This is a genomic window from Synechococcus sp. FACHB-909, from assembly GCF_014698945.1.
Lineage (GTDB): Bacteria > Cyanobacteriota > Cyanobacteriia > PCC-6307 > Cyanobiaceae > Cyanobium.
Genome location: NZ_JACJTY010000008.1, coordinates 1 through 13,474, shown reverse-complemented (window position 1 = coordinate 13,474; position 13,474 = coordinate 1). Strand labels below are relative to the sequence as shown.

Below are 13,474 nucleotides of genomic sequence, written 5' to 3'. Positions count from 1 at the left end.
CCGGATCCGCGCCCGGCGTCCCCATTTGACCGAGGGGCCCCCCATGGGGCATGCTTCGATCCGGCCAAGGGGCCGAACTGCGGATGTAGCTCAGTGGTAGAGCATCTCCTTGCCAAGGAGAGGGTCGAGAGTTCGAATCTCTTCATCCGCTTGTCTGTTTCAGCATCAGCCGCTGGCTGTCCACCCGGCTGAAGCCCAGCTTCTCGTAGAAGCCCTCGCCTGTGGTGGTCATCAGGTAGACCCGCTCGGCCGCCGCCACCTCCGGGCTGGCCAGCAGCGTCTCGACGATCCGCCGGCCGACCCCCCGGCCCTGCTGGTCCTCGGCCACCACCACGTCCCACAACACGGCGCGGAACACCCCGTCACTGGTGGCACGGCCGAAGCCCACCAGGGTTCCCGCCTGCCAGGCGCTCACCACCACCTGGCTGCCGCCGAGCATCCGCCCCAGCTGGGCGGGCCGGCGGCCGGTGGCCCAGAAGCTGTGGCCATCGAGCAGGGTGCGGAGGGCCGCCAACCGCCAGCGCAGGCGCAGCCGCAGCCGGCCGTGGCGGACCAGCCGGATCGGGGCGAGGGAGGGGGCCTCGGGCCTGGGGGGGGCGCTGCTCAACGGACCGGGGTGGGGCGCATCAGCTGCGAATCCTGCTCGGTGGGCTCCCCAGGTGCGGATCCCCGGCGAAGGAGACGCCGAGAACCCTTGCAGCAGCACGATTCTTCGCTCTCGGCCACGGTTTTGCGATGGTAGGGTAAGAAACTACGGACAGGCCAACTCCATGCTCAAGCTGCTGCTGGGTGATCCCAATGCCCGCAAGCTGAAGCGTTACCAGCCGTTGGTGTCCGACATCAATCTGCTGGAGGAGGAGATCGAGCCCCTCAGCGACGAGGAGCTGAGGGGCCTGACGGCCGAGTTCCGCCAGAAGCTGGAGAAGCCCGAGACGGCGGCCCGCCGCAAGGCCCTGCTCGATGAGCTGCTGCCCCAGGCCTTCGCCGTGGTGCGGGAGGCCGGCAAGCGGGTGCTGGGCATGCGCCACTTCGACGTGCAGCTGATCGGCGGCATGGTGCTGCACAACGGCCAGATCGCCGAGATGAAGACCGGCGAGGGCAAGACCCTGGTGGCCACCCTGCCGGCCTACCTCAACGCCCTCACCGGCCGCGGGGTCCACGTGGTCACGGTCAACGACTACCTGGCGCGCCGCGACGCCGAGTGGATGGGCCAGATCCACCGCTTCCTGGGCCTGAGCGTCGGCCTGATCCAGCAGGACATGAGCCCGCCGGAGCGGCGCCGCAACTACGCCTGCGACATCACCTACGCCACCAACTCCGAGCTGGGCTTCGACTACCTGCGCGACAACATGGCGAGTGACATCGCCGAGGTGGTGCAGCGTGAGTTCCAGTACTGCATCATCGACGAGGTGGATTCGATCCTGGTCGACGAGGCCCGCACCCCCCTGATCATCTCCGGCCAGATCGAGCGGCCCCAGGAGAAGTACATGCAGGCGGCCCGGATCGCCGTGGAGCTGGAGCGCGCCGCCGAGATGGGCAAGGACGGCATCGATCCCGAGGGCGACTACGAGGTCGATGAGAAGCAGCGCAACGTCACCCTCACCGACGAGGGCTACCAGAAGGCCGAACAGCTGCTCGGCGTCCAGGACCTCTTCAACCCCCAGGACCCCTGGGCCCACTTCATCAACAACGCCCTCAAGGCCAAGGAACTGTTCGTCAAGGACGTCAACTACATCGTTCGTGACTCCGACGCGGTGATCGTCGACGAGTTCACCGGCCGGGTGATGCCGGGGCGCCGCTGGAGCGACGGCCTGCACCAGGCGATCGAGGCCAAGGAGTCCCTGCCGATCCAGCCCGAGACCCAGACCCTGGCCAGCATCACCTACCAGAACTTCTTCCTGCTCTACCCCCGCCTCGCCGGCATGACCGGCACCGCCAAGACCGAGGAAGTGGAGTTCGAGAAGACCTACAAGCTGGAAGTGGCCGTGGTGCCCACCAACCGGGTCCGCTCCCGCGCCGACTGGCCCGATCAGGTCTACAAGACCGAAACGGCCAAGTGGCAGGCCGTGGCCGCCGAGACCGCCCAGGTGCACAAGAGCGGCCGTCCGGTGCTGGTGGGCACCACCAGTGTCGAGAAGTCGGAGCTGCTCTCCACCCTGCTGCAGGAGCAGGACATCCCCCATAACCTCCTCAACGCCAAGCCGGAGAACGTGGAGCGGGAGGCCGAGATCGTGGCCCAGGCGGGCCGGGCCGGTGCCGTCACCATCGCCACCAACATGGCCGGCCGCGGCACCGACATCATCCTGGGGGGCAACAGCGATTACATGGCCCGCCTCAAGCTGCGGGAAGTGCTGCTGCCGAGGCTGGTGCGCCCCGAGGAGGGCCATCGTCCCCCTGTGCCCCTGCAGCGCTCCACCGAGGCGCCGGCCGGCTTCGGCGGCGCCGTGGCCCCCAGCTCCAGGCCGGCCAGTGAGGCCCGGGCCATCGGCAACCTCTATCCCTGCAGCCTCTCCGAAGACACGGAGAAGGCCCTCTCCGGCTTCTCCCGCGAGCTGGTGACCGCCTGGGGCGACCGCACCCTGACCGTGCTCGAGCTTGAGGATCGCATCGCCCAGGCGGCCGAGAAGGCCCCCACGGACGATCCCCAGATCCAGCGGCTGCGGGAACTGATCGCCCAGGTCCGGGGCGAGTACGACGTGGTGGTGAAACAGGAGGAGGCCCAGGTCCGCACCGCCGGTGGCCTGCACGTGATCGGCACGGAACGCCACGAATCGCGCCGCGTCGACAACCAGCTGCGCGGCCGGGCCGGTCGCCAGGGCGACCCCGGCAGCACCCGCTTCTTCCTCTCCCTGGAGGACAACCTGCTGCGCATCTTCGGCGGCGACCGGGTGGCGGGGCTGATGAACGCCTTCCGGGTCGAGGAGGACATGCCGATCGAATCGGGCATGCTGACGCGCTCCCTGGAGGGGGCCCAGAAGAAGGTGGAGACGTACTACTACGACATGCGCAAGCAGGTGTTCGAGTACGACGAGGTGATGAACAACCAGCGCAAGGCGGTGTACACCGAACGGCGACGGGTGCTGGAGGGAAGGGAGCTCAAGCAGCAGGTGATCGGCTACGGCGAGCGCACCATCGACGACATCGTCGAGGCCTACGTGAACCCGGATCTGCCGCCCGAGGAGTGGGATCTCACCCGCCTGGTGGAGAAGGTCAAGGAGTTCATCTACCTGCTGGCGGATCTGTCCCCCGACCAGGTGAGCGGCCTGTCGATGGAGGAGCTCAAGGCCTTCCTGCAGGAGCAGATGCGCAATGCCTACGACATCAAGGAGGGGCAGATCGAGCAGATGCGGCCGGGCCTGATGCGGGAGGCGGAGCGCTTCTTCATCCTTCAGCAGATCGACACCCTCTGGCGCGAGCACCTGCAGGCCATGGAGGCCCTGCGGGAATCGGTGGGCCTGCGGGGCTACGGCCAGAAGGATCCCCTGATCGAATACAAGAACGAGGGCTACGACATGTTCCTGGAGATGATGACCCAGATGCGCCGCAACGTGATCTATTCGATGTTCATGTTCCAGCCCCAGGTGCCGCAGGCCGTCACGGCCTGAAGGTCAGCAAGGGTAGAATTTCTATCTCTTCTACCCTGGCGGCGCCATGGGCATGAACATCAAGGATCCTGAGGTGCATGCCATGGCACGCGAGTTGGCTGCCCGCCGGTCCACCACCGTGACCAATGCGGTGCGACAAGCCCTCAGCGCCGAGCTTGAGCGTAGCCAGCACGGAGAGGAAGAGATGGCCAGTGCGGTCGCGGCTCGGCATGCCCGGCTTCAGGAACTTTTGCAGCGATTTCGCCTGATTCAGTGGCCGGAGGGCGTGACCAGCAAGGAGTTGCAGGACGAGCTCTATGACGATCAGGGGTTGCCGGTGTGATGGTGGTGGACACCTCTGCTTTGATGCGAACCAGCTGCGCTGGGCCTTGCATGGTTGGCAGTACTACGGCAAGGGTCGCCACCGGGCAGGCCTGAACTTCGGGGATTGCTTCAGCTATGGGCTGGCCATGGCTCTGGATCGGCCTCTGTTGTTCAAGGGCGACGACTTCTCCCAAACCGACGTCAAAGTGGCCGTGTTCTGAAGGCGCTCCGCAGCTTCAGTTTTGGATCTCTGGGTTGTCACCCAGGAACTCCAGGATCTCCCGGTCGCGCAGGTTCTGGGCCGTGCCGCTGCAGGGCTCCTTCAGGGGCCGGCCGGCGGCCACCTCCTGCAGGCAGGCCTGCAACCGGTTGACGTCGTTCTCCAGGCTGTCGATCCGCTCCATCAGGTTGCGGATCACCGAGGCCTCCGCATCCGGCAGGGCGGAGTGGGCCAGGGGATCGATGCGGGCACCGGCCTGGTGGATCACCCGGCCGGGGATGCCCACCACGGTGCTGTCGGCCCCCACGTTGCGCAGCAGCACCGAGCCGGCGCCGATGCGGGTGTTGGTGCCCACGGTGATCGCCCCGAGCACCTTGGCGCCCGCCCCCACCACCACGTTGTCCATCAGGGTGGGGTGGCGCTTGCCGTGCTCCTTGCCCGTGCCCCCGAGGGTCACGCCCTGGTACAGGAGGCAGTTGTCGCCGATGACGCTGGTCTCGCCGATGACCACGCCCATGCCGTGGTCGATGAAGACGCCCCGGCCGATCCGGGCCCCCGGGTGGATCTCCACGCCGGTGAACAGTCGGCCCAGCTGGCTCATCAGCCGGGGGATCAGGGGCAGTCCCATCCGCCAGAGGCGGTGGCTGACGCGGTGTAGCTCCAGGGCGTGGAAGCCCGGGTAGCAAAGGAGGATCTCCAGGGTGCCCCGGGCGGCCGGATCCCTCTGCCGGATGATGGCCAGGTCGGCCCGGAGTGCATCGAGCATGGATTCCCGCCGTCAGGCCGCCAGGAGGCCGATCTCCTTGCGCAGTTGGTCAATGGTGGCGCTGCCAAGGTAGCTCTGCGCACAGTGCACCATGGGCAGGCGCATCAGCTGGGCGCGGTTCTGGCGCAGGGTCTGCTCCACCAGGGGCAGGCTGGGCTTGTCGCAGATCACGTGGCTGGAGGCCCGCAGCAGGGCCAGGAGGCGGCTGCTGGTGTCGGGATTGGCCGTCATCACCAGCAGTTCGTTGCCCCGCATGCTGTGCAGGATCACCTCGGCGGCCCGCAGGATCCCGGGGCTGATGCTCACCAGGCCCACGCAGCTACCGGGGCGCAGCTCCTTGAGCATGCCCAGCTCGTGGCCGAAGTCGTTGAGGTCGACCGGCACGGCCCGCACACCGTGCACCTTGGCGATCTGCTCCACCTCCTGCAGGAAGTAGCGGCTGGTGACCACCGTGCCCTTGCTGGAGGTCTCCAGCACCGACTCCAGCTCCTCGATCGGCACCACCTCGACGGGCACCTCCAGGCTGGGCTTGAGTTCCTCGGCGATCAGGATCGAGGCGCCGATGTCTTCGCGGGAGGTGCTCACCAGCACCCGGGCGCCGCAGCGCAGCCGCCAGTCGATCTCGCGGGTGAGCAGCTCCCGGGCCTGCTGCAGGGTGCAGCCGGCGTTTAGCAGGCCGTCGACGCTCTGGCGCACCTCCCGGTCGATGTCCGGCAGGGCCTTGCTGCGCAGGCCCGGCGGCGGCTTGATCTCGCGCGGGTTCTGCTGGTCGCGCACATAGATCCCGGAGCCGGCCATGGCCTCCACCACGCCGTCGGTCTCGAGCTGGCGGTAGACCTTGCTGATCGTGTTGCGGTGCAGGCCGGTCTGCATGGCCAGCTGGCGCGTACTCGGCAGCCGGTGGCCCGGTGGGTAGTGCCGGGCGGCGATGGCGAAGCAGATCTGGTTGTACAGCTGGGTCGACGCCGGGATGTCGCTCTCCTGCTGAATATGGAATCGCACGCCGGTGTGGCCAAGGTGTCCTTGGCCGCCACCCTACGGAGCTTTGGGGCCCGTGACAATTCCCTCGTTGGCATACGACCATGTGCCGGTTGCCCTGTGCCGGTTTGTCCCCCTCCGATTGCGTCGCCTCCTGGCAGTCGATCGACCCCCGCCGCCCGGACCAGGTGCCGCTGCGCTGCTGGTGGGCCCGGCCCGCCGACGGGCCTCCCCGCGCCGGTGTGCTGGTGCTGCCGGAGGTGTTCGGCCTCAACGGCTGGATCCGGGGCGTGACGGAGCGACTGGCGGCGGCGGGCTACGCGGCGCTGGCGGTGCCCCTGTTCGCCCGCACCGCCCCCGATCTGGAGCTGGGCTACGGCCCCGATGAGCTGGCCCTCGGGCGCAGCCACAAGGAGCGCACCCGCACCGACCAGCTGCTCGCCGATGTGGGCCTGGCCGCCGCGTGGCTGCAGCAGCAGCTGCCCCCCGCGGCCGCCGCCGGAGGCCTGGGGTGCGTGGGCTTCTGCTTCGGCGGCCACGTCGCCCTGCTCGCGGCCAGCCTGCCGGCGGTGGCCGCCACGGTGGATTTCTACGGGGCCGGCGTGGCCGCGGGCCGTCCTGGGGGTGGCCCGCCCAGCCTCGAGCTGGTGCCGACGATCGGGGGCACCCTGCTGTGCATCTGCGGCCGGGCGGATCCCCTGATCCCGGCCGCCGAGGTGGCGGCGATCGAAACGGCCCTGGCCGCGGCGAACGCCGCCCGGGCTGCGGTCAATGCCTCCACGGGGCTCCACCGGCTGGTGCTGCTGGAGGGGGGCCACGGTTTCATGTGCGCGGCCCGCTCCGACCACCACCCCGCTTCGGCGGCGGCCGGTTGGTCGCTGCTGCTGGACGCGTTTGAGAGCCAGCTGGGGCCCGACAGGCACCGGGCGGGAGGCTGAAAACGTGCTCCGCCAGGAGAGCGAGGGGGGCTCAGCCGGAGCGCCTCAGCTGGCCGCCGTAGCTGGCGTCTTGCCGGCCGCCTGCTTGCGCGGGCTCAGGAACATGATCATGTTGCGGCCCTCGCGCTTGGGGGGCTGCTGGATCTCGGCGTTCTCCTCGAGGTCCTTGGCCATGCGGTAGAGCAGCTGCTCGGCCAGGGCCGTGTGCTGGATCTCCCGGCCCCGGAAGATCACCGTGCACTTCACCTTGTCGCCGGACTTGAGGAAGCGGACCGCCTGACCGATGCGCACCTGATAGTCGTGCGAATCGATCTTGTAGCGCATCTTCACCTCCTTGACTTCGGTCTGGTGCGATTTCTTCTTGGCCTCCTTGGCCTTTTTCTCCTGCTCGAACTTGTATTTGCCGTAATCCATGATCCGGCAGACCGGCGGATCGGCCTTCTCGCTCACCAGGACCAGATCCAGCTCCCGGTCGCGGGCGACATCGAGGGCCGCCTCTCGGGTGATGACTCCCAGTTGACTGCCGTCCGCATCCACCACACGAAGGTTGGGGTAGCTGATGCGGTCGTTGATGTTGGGCAGCTCCCGCACGGGAGCACGGCGATCAAAACGGGGACGGGGAGGCATTCACAGGGGCGGTTAGACCTTCACCATAAACCGCCCGTGGCCGCCCCCAGGGCACGCTGAAGCACATCCGCCTCCGAAGCCGGGGCCGCGGCGGCGTCCGTCAGCCAGAGGGGACGGTGCTGGCGCCGGAACCAGGTGCGCTGGCGCTTGGCGTACTGCCGGGTGCGCCGCTCCGTCAGGGCGACGGCGGCGTCGGGCTCCAGTTCACCCCGCAGCAGCCGGGCGGCCTCGCCGTAGCCGATCGTTTCCAGCAGGGGGCAGTCGGCCCCGAAGCGCTCGATCAGCTGCGCCGTCTCCTCCACCAGGCCGTCGGCGAACAGGGCGGCGGTGCGGCGCCGGATGCGCTGGGGCAGGTCGGCCGGATCCAGGCCCAGCTCCAGCACCCGCCAGGGGGGAGGGGAGAGGCCCTGCTGGGCCGACAGGGGCCTGCCGGTGGCGTAGAGCACCTCCAGGGCCCGGCTGGTGCGGAACGCATCCGCCGCGGCGATGCGACCGGCCGCCACCGGATCCGCATGGCGCAGCACCTGGTGGCAGAACGGCTGGCCCAGGGCGGCGAACTGGGCCCTCAGGGCCGGCTGGGGTGGCACCGCCGGCGGCCGCAGGCCGGCCAGCAGGGCCTTCAGGTAAAGCCCGCTGCCCCCCACCAGCAGGGCCACGCCGCGGCGGCGATGCTCCGCTTCGATGGCGGCGGTGGCCAGGGCCGTGAACTCCTGCAGGGTGAGGGGCCGGTCGGGGTCGCTCAGATCCAGCAGCTCGTGCCGCACCCGGGCCCGCTGCTCGGCGCTGGGCTTGGCCGTGCCCACGTCCATGTGGCGGTACATCTGGCGGGAATCCACCGACAGCACGGCCAGGTCGAGGGCTTCGGCCAGCTCGATCGCAAGGGCGGTCTTGCCGCTGGCGGTCGGGCCCAGCAGGGCGATCACCAGGGGGAGATCGGCGCCGGGGAGGGACACCACGGGGGTCGGGAGCGGCGGCCGCAGGCCGGACGCGACAGGGGAATCGGGCCATCCTGCCGGAGGGGGACGCAGGCGGTGATTGCACCCCCGATCCAAATCGGTTCTCAGAGGCGTCTCTGGGGCTCTACGGGACGGCGGTGGTAGATTGACCTTTGCGCAGCGTCCTTTCGGAGCCGCTTCGCCCCATTGCCGCCCCACCGCCCCTGGGATTCGCCGCCCTTGTCAGCCCCCTGGGGAAACCTTTTCTGAATGAGCGACGCCATCAAAGTCGAAGCGGCCTACGGCGCCGAACAGATTCAGGTGCTGGAAGGCCTGGAGCCGGTGCGCAAAAGGCCCGGCATGTACATCGGCACCACCGGGCCCCGGGGTCTCCACCATCTCGTCTATGAGGTCGTCGACAACTCGGTCGACGAAGCCCTGGCGGGCCACTGCGACGAGATCCTGGTCACCCTGCACGGAGATGGCTCCGCCAGCGTCACCGACAACGGCCGCGGCATCCCCACCGACATCCATCCCCGCACCGGCCGCAGCGCCCTCGAGACGGTGCTGACCGTGCTCCACGCCGGCGGCAAGTTCGGCAGCGGCGGTTACAAGGTCTCCGGCGGCCTGCACGGCGTCGGCATCTCGGTGGTCAACGCCCTCAGCGAGTGGGTGGAGGTGACCGTCCACCGCCAGGGCCAGGTCCACCGCCAGCGCTTCGAGCGGGGCCTGCCGATCGGCACCCTCGCCTCCGAGGACGCCGCCGACGCCCACACCGGCACGTCGGTGCGCTTCCGGCCCGACATCGAGATCTTCAGCGGCGGGATCGAGTTCGATTACCACACCCTCTCCGCCCGGCTGCGGGAGCTCGCCTATCTCAACGGTGGTGTCCGCATCGTCTTCCGCGACGAGCGCAGCGCCGCCGCCGGCGCCGATGGTGCGGCCCACGAGGAGATCTACCACTACGAAGGTGGCATCAGGGAGTACGTCGCGTATATGAATGCGGAGAAGGATCCGCTGCATCCCGAGATCATCTACGTCAACGCCACCAAGGACGGCGTCCAGGTGGAGGCGGCGCTGCAGTGGTGCGTCGATGCCTACTCCGACAGCATCCTGGGCTTCGCCAACAACATCCGCACCGTCGACGGCGGCACCCACATCGAGGGCCTCAAGACGGTGCTCACCCGCACCCTGAACACGTTCGCCAAGAAGCGGGGCAAGCGCAAGGACGCCGACACCAACCTGGCCGGGGAGAACATCCGCGAGGGCCTCACGGCCGTGCTGTCGGTCAAGGTGCCGGATCCGGAGTTCGAGGGCCAGACCAAGACCAAGCTGGGCAACACCGAGGTGCGCGGCATTGTCGACACCACGGTGGGTGAGGCGCTCGGCGAATACCTGGAATTCAACCCCCAGGTGATCGACCTGATCCTGGAGAAGGCGATCCAGGCCTTCAATGCCGCCGAGGCCGCCCGCCGCGCCCGGGAGCTGGTCAGGCGCAAGTCGGTGCTGGAAAGCTCCACCCTGCCCGGCAAGCTGGCCGACTGCAGCTCCCGCGACCCCAGCGAATCGGAGATCTACATCGTTGAGGGGGACTCGGCCGGTGGCTCCGCCAAGCAGGGCCGCGACCGCCGCTTCCAGGCGATCCTGCCCCTGCGGGGCAAGATCCTCAACATCGAGAAGACCGACGACGCCAAGATCTACAAGAACACCGAGATTCAGGCCCTGATAACGGCCCTCGGACTGGGCATCAAGGGCGAGGACTTCGAGGAGAAGAATCTCCGCTATCACCGCATCGTCATCATGACGGACGCGGACGTCGATGGCGCCCACATCCGCACCCTGCTGCTCACCTTCTTCTACCGCTACCAGAAGGCACTGGTGGAAGGAGGTTACATCTACATCGCCTGCCCGCCGCTCTACAAGGTGGAGCGCGGTAAGAACCACAACTACTGCTACAACGAAAACGAGCTCAAGAAGGTGCTGGAAGGCTTCGGCGAGAAGGCCAACTACAACATCCAGCGCTTCAAGGGTCTGGGCGAGATGATGCCCAAGCAGCTCTGGGAAACCACCATGGACCCGGAGACCCGCATGATGAAGCGCGTCGAGATCGAGGATGCCCTCGAGGCCGACCGCATCTTCACCATCCTGATGGGCGACAAGGTTGCCCCCCGCAGGGAGTTCATCGAGACCCACAGCGCCGAGCTGGATTTCGCCCAGCTCGACATCTGATGCGGCCGCGCCCTGCGATGCCTCTGCCGGCCTGGCGCTGGGCCGCCCTTCTGGGCTTCGCCCTGATGGCCCCCGCCGCCCTGCCCGCTGGCGGCGGTGAGCGACGGCTCCCGGAGGTGCGGCGACGAGAGCGCCAGGCCGAGCCCCTGATCAGCAGCGGCAGCCTCGGTCTCCACTGCGCCCCCCGCTGCCAGGCACCGGTGCTGGTGCGCCTGGAGACCGGCGCTCCACTGCGGGTGCTGCGGGAATGGCTGGAGCCCGGCGGCCGCCGCTGGCTGCGGGTGGAGACCTCCACCGCCGACGGCCGGGCCAGCCGGGGCTGGCTGCCCGGCTGATTCAGGCCGCCAGTGCCTTCTCGATCGCGGCGGTCAGTTCGGCCCCGTCCGGTTCCACCGCACTCTTGAAGCGGGCCACCACGGTGCCGTCCTTGCCGATCAGGAACTTCTCGAAGTTCCAGGCCACGTCGCCGGCGGGTTCGGCCTGGGTGAGGGTGTCGTAGGGGGCGGTCTTGGAGCCGGTGGCGTGCACCTTGTCGAACAGCTCGAAGCCGACGCCGTAGGTGGTGGAGCAGAACTGCTGGATCTCGTCGAGGGTCCCAGGCTCTTGGGCGCCGAAGTCGTTGCAGGGGAAGCCGAGCACGGCCAAGCCCTGGGGGCCGAAGCGGTCCTGGATGGCCTGCAGGCCGGCGTACTGGCGGGTGAAGCCGCAGCGGCTGGCCACGTTGACGATCAGCAGGACCCGGCCGGCCCACTCGCCGAGCCGGCGCTCCTGGCCGGCGGCGGTGCGCACCACCACGTCGCTCACGTTGACGGCCATGGGTTCCTGGAGAGGGGAGAACGCCGCGGACCCTAGCGGCTCAGCCCATACACTCGTACCCACCGGCATCTGAGGAGCGATGGCTGAGGCCTCCGCCGTCGCCGAGGTGGTGGCCCGCCAGCTGGAGGGTCTGCTGCAGGCGGGCAACTACGACGGCGCCAAACTGCTGCTGCAGCCCGTGCAGCCGGTGGATTCCGCCGAGGCGATCGGCACCCTGCCGCGCACGCTCCAGGCCCTCGCCTTCCGGCTGCTGCCCAAGAACGAGGCCATCGAGGTCTACGAGTACCTCGACGGATCGGTGCAGCAGAGCCTGCTGGAGCGGCTGCGCTCCGGCGAGGTGCTGGAGCTGGTGGAGGAGATGTCCCCGGACGACCGGGTGCGACTGTTCGATGAACTGCCGGCCAAGGTGGTCCGGCGGCTGCTGGCGGAACTGAGCCCGGCGGAGCGGCGGGTCACCGCCCAGATGCTCGGCTACGAGGCCGAGACCGCCGGTCGCCTGATGACGACCGAGTTCATCGACCTCAAGGAATTCCACAGCGCCCAGCAGGCCCTCGACATCGTGCGTCGCCGGGCCCGGGACACCGAGACGATCTACAGCCTCTACGTGACCGATGCCTCCCGGCACCTCAGCGGCATGCTGTCCCTGCGGGATCTGGTGACGGCCGATCCGGAGGACCGGCTCGGGGACGTGATGACCCGGGAAGTCATGAGCGTCAGCACCGACACCGACCAGGAGGAGGTGGCCCGGGTGATCCAGCGCTACGACTTCCTGGCCGTGCCGGTGGTGGACCGGGAGCAGCGGCTGGTGGGCATCGTCACCGTCGACGACGTCATCGACGTCATCCAGCAGGAGGCCACCCGCGACCTCTATGCGGCCGGCGCCGTGCAGGCCGGTGACGAGGACGACTACTTCCGCAGCAACCTGTTCACCGTGGCGCGGCGCCGGGTGGTGTGGCTGCTGGTGCTGCTGGTGGCCAACACCGGCACCTCGGCCGTGATCGCCTCCGAGCAGCATGTGCTCAAGCAGGTGGTGCTCCTGGCGGCCTTCATCCCGCTGCTGATCGGCACCGGCGGCAACGTCGGCGCCCAGAGCTCCACCGTGGTCATCCGGGGTCTCAGCACCCAGCGGCTGCAGTCCCTGGGCCCCTGGCGCACGATCGGCCGGGAGCTGGTCGCCGGGGCGCTGCTGGGCGGGCTGCTGGCGGTGGTGGTGGTGCCCTGGGCCTGGACCATGGGGGGCAGTCCGCTGGTGGCCGCCTCGGCGGGCATCAGCCTGGTGGCCATCACCACCCTGGCCGCCACCGCCGGAGCGGCCCTGCCCCTGCTGTTCGACCGCCTGGGGCTGGATCCGGCCCTGATGTCGGCCCCGTTCATCACCACGGCCACCGACGTGGCCGGCGTGTTCATCTACCTCAGGACCGCCCAGCTGCTGCTGCCCCGGCTCGGCACCGGCTGATGCGGGCCCGTCCGGACCGCGTTTCTGGGCCCTCCCGTTTCTGAGAGGAGTTCACACTTCGTGATGTTACGCTTTACAGACAGTTATGGATCGGATCCATGGTCGTCGCCCTCGCCTACGCCCAACCCTCGACGTCCGACACGGTCCAGATCGCCGAGACGATCCAGGTTTCCGACACGGTCCAGGCCGTGGTCCGCGCCTCCTCCGGCCGCTCGATGCCGCCGGTGGACGGCGACCTAGTCCGTTCCTACCTGAGGGACATCGGCCGGGTGCCGCTGCTCAGCCATGAGCAGGAGATCACCCTGGGCCGCCAGGTGCAGGAGCTGATGGCCCTCGAGGAGATGCGCGAGGAGCTGAAGATGCGCTCCGGCGGCAGCGAGCCCAGCCAGCAGGAGCTGGCGGCGGCGGCGGGCCTGCGGCCGGAGGTGCTGCGCAAGCGCCTGCACGCCGGCCGCCGCGCCAAGGAGCGGATGGTGGCCGCCAACCTGCGTCTGGTGGTGAGCGTCGCCAAGAAGTACACCAAGCGGAACATGGAACTCCTGGACCTGATCCAGGAGGGCACCATCGGCCTGGTGCGGGGTGTCGAGAAGTTCGATCCCAC

At 68.7% G+C, this 13,474-nt stretch carries 13 protein-coding genes and 1 tRNA gene; 8 read left to right on the top strand and 6 right to left on the bottom strand.

From position 1 onward, the window contains the following. The first annotated feature begins 79 nt into the window (after positions 1–79). Positions 80–151, top strand: a tRNA-Gly gene (locus H6G99_RS13055). Here H6G99_RS13055 and H6G99_RS13050 read toward each other — a convergent pair. Then, positions 143–607 (bottom strand): GNAT family N-acetyltransferase, encoded by a 465-nt coding sequence (locus tag H6G99_RS13050; protein ID WP_190611913.1) that lies wholly within the window; start codon positions 605–607, stop codon positions 143–145. The genes H6G99_RS13055 and H6G99_RS13050 overlap by 9 nt on opposite strands. Positions 608–770: 163 nt before the next feature. Here H6G99_RS13050 and secA point away from each other — a divergent pair, with 163 nt between their 5' ends. Together secA and H6G99_RS13040 are read left to right on the top strand one after the other, a co-directional pair. After that, a complete protein-coding gene (gene secA / locus H6G99_RS13045; RefSeq protein WP_190611911.1) occupies positions 771–3,605 on the top strand; it encodes a preprotein translocase subunit SecA in 2,835 nt (944 codons plus the stop codon). Between the two features lie 46 nt (positions 3,606–3,651). Continuing rightward, positions 3,652–3,927 (top strand): type II toxin-antitoxin system VapB family antitoxin, encoded by a 276-nt coding sequence (locus tag H6G99_RS13040; RefSeq protein ID WP_190611909.1) that lies wholly within the window; start codon positions 3,652–3,654, stop codon positions 3,925–3,927. A gap of 217 nt (positions 3,928–4,144) precedes the next feature. Here H6G99_RS13040 and cysE read toward each other — a convergent pair whose 3' ends face one another. Together cysE and H6G99_RS13030 are read right to left on the bottom strand one after the other, a co-directional pair. Next, positions 4,145–4,894, bottom strand: a complete 750-nt coding sequence (gene cysE / locus H6G99_RS13035) for a serine O-acetyltransferase (protein ID WP_094584270.1) — start codon at positions 4,892–4,894, stop codon at positions 4,145–4,147. Between the two features lie 12 nt (positions 4,895–4,906). Continuing rightward, positions 4,907–5,896 (bottom strand): GntR family transcriptional regulator, encoded by a 990-nt coding sequence (locus tag H6G99_RS13030; protein WP_015109798.1) that lies wholly within the window; start codon positions 5,894–5,896, stop codon positions 4,907–4,909. Between the two features lie 104 nt (positions 5,897–6,000). Here H6G99_RS13030 and H6G99_RS13025 point away from each other — a divergent pair, with 104 nt between their 5' ends. Further along, on the top strand, positions 6,001–6,810 hold the full coding sequence (locus tag H6G99_RS13025) for a dienelactone hydrolase family protein (protein ID WP_286191150.1): 810 nt from the start codon (positions 6,001–6,003) through the stop codon (positions 6,808–6,810). Positions 6,811–6,855: 45 nt separating this feature from the next. On the opposite strand, the gene infC is transcribed toward H6G99_RS13025, so the two are convergent. Both infC and miaA read right to left on the bottom strand, forming a co-directional pair. Beyond that, positions 6,856–7,437: a translation initiation factor IF-3 gene (infC, locus tag H6G99_RS13020; RefSeq protein ID WP_094584272.1), complete on the bottom strand. Its 582-nt coding sequence runs from the start codon at positions 7,435–7,437 to the stop codon at positions 6,856–6,858. Between the two features lie 20 nt (positions 7,438–7,457). Beyond that, on the bottom strand, positions 7,458–8,390 hold the full coding sequence (miaA, locus tag H6G99_RS13015) for a tRNA (adenosine(37)-N6)-dimethylallyltransferase MiaA (protein ID WP_190612048.1): 933 nt from the start codon (positions 8,388–8,390) through the stop codon (positions 7,458–7,460). A gap of 252 nt (positions 8,391–8,642) precedes the next feature. Here miaA and gyrB point away from each other — a divergent pair, with 252 nt between their 5' ends. After that, positions 8,643–10,601, top strand: a complete 1,959-nt coding sequence (gyrB, locus tag H6G99_RS13010) for a DNA topoisomerase (ATP-hydrolyzing) subunit B (protein WP_190611906.1) — start codon at positions 8,643–8,645, stop codon at positions 10,599–10,601. Between the two features lie 17 nt (positions 10,602–10,618). Next, on the top strand, positions 10,619–10,936 hold the full coding sequence (locus H6G99_RS13005) for a hypothetical protein (RefSeq protein ID WP_094584274.1): 318 nt from the start codon (positions 10,619–10,621) through the stop codon (positions 10,934–10,936). Position 10,937: 1 nt separating this feature from the next. On the opposite strand, the gene H6G99_RS13000 is transcribed toward H6G99_RS13005, so the two are convergent. Beyond that, positions 10,938–11,417, bottom strand: coding sequence for a glutathione peroxidase (locus H6G99_RS13000; RefSeq protein WP_190611904.1), 480 nt, complete (start codon positions 11,415–11,417; stop codon positions 10,938–10,940). Between the two features lie 79 nt (positions 11,418–11,496). Here H6G99_RS13000 and mgtE point away from each other — a divergent pair, with 79 nt between their 5' ends. Both mgtE and H6G99_RS12990 read left to right on the top strand, forming a co-directional pair. Then, a complete protein-coding gene (gene mgtE, locus H6G99_RS12995; RefSeq protein ID WP_094584276.1) occupies positions 11,497–12,873 on the top strand; it encodes a magnesium transporter in 1,377 nt (458 codons plus the stop codon). Between the two features lie 215 nt (positions 12,874–13,088). Continuing rightward, positions 13,089–13,474: sigma-70 factor domain-containing protein (locus H6G99_RS12990; protein WP_286191156.1), on the top strand; the 386-nt coding region annotated here is incomplete at its 3' end.

What these genes read in the sequence shown, in the direction of transcription:
- secA (WP_190611911.1), top strand. Translation starts at nt 771, where the DNA reads ATGCTCAAGCTGCTGCTGGGTGATCCCAATGCCCGCAAGCTGAAGCGT.
- H6G99_RS13040 (WP_190611909.1), top strand. Translation starts at nt 3,652, where the DNA reads ATGGGCATGAACATCAAGGATCCTGAGGTGCATGCCATGGCACGCGAG.
- cysE (WP_094584270.1), bottom strand. Translation starts at nt 4,894, where the DNA reads ATGCTCGATGCACTCCGGGCCGACCTGGCCATCATCCGGCAGAGGGAT.
- infC (WP_094584272.1), bottom strand. Translation starts at nt 7,437, where the DNA reads ATGCCTCCCCGTCCCCGTTTTGATCGCCGTGCTCCCGTGCGGGAGCTG.
- gyrB (WP_190611906.1), top strand. Translation starts at nt 8,643, where the DNA reads ATGAGCGACGCCATCAAAGTCGAAGCGGCCTACGGCGCCGAACAGATT.
- H6G99_RS13005 (WP_094584274.1), top strand. Translation starts at nt 10,619, where the DNA reads ATGCCTCTGCCGGCCTGGCGCTGGGCCGCCCTTCTGGGCTTCGCCCTG.
- H6G99_RS13000 (WP_190611904.1), bottom strand. Translation starts at nt 11,417, where the DNA reads ATGGCCGTCAACGTGAGCGACGTGGTGGTGCGCACCGCCGCCGGCCAG.
- mgtE (WP_094584276.1), top strand. Translation starts at nt 11,497, where the DNA reads ATGGCTGAGGCCTCCGCCGTCGCCGAGGTGGTGGCCCGCCAGCTGGAG.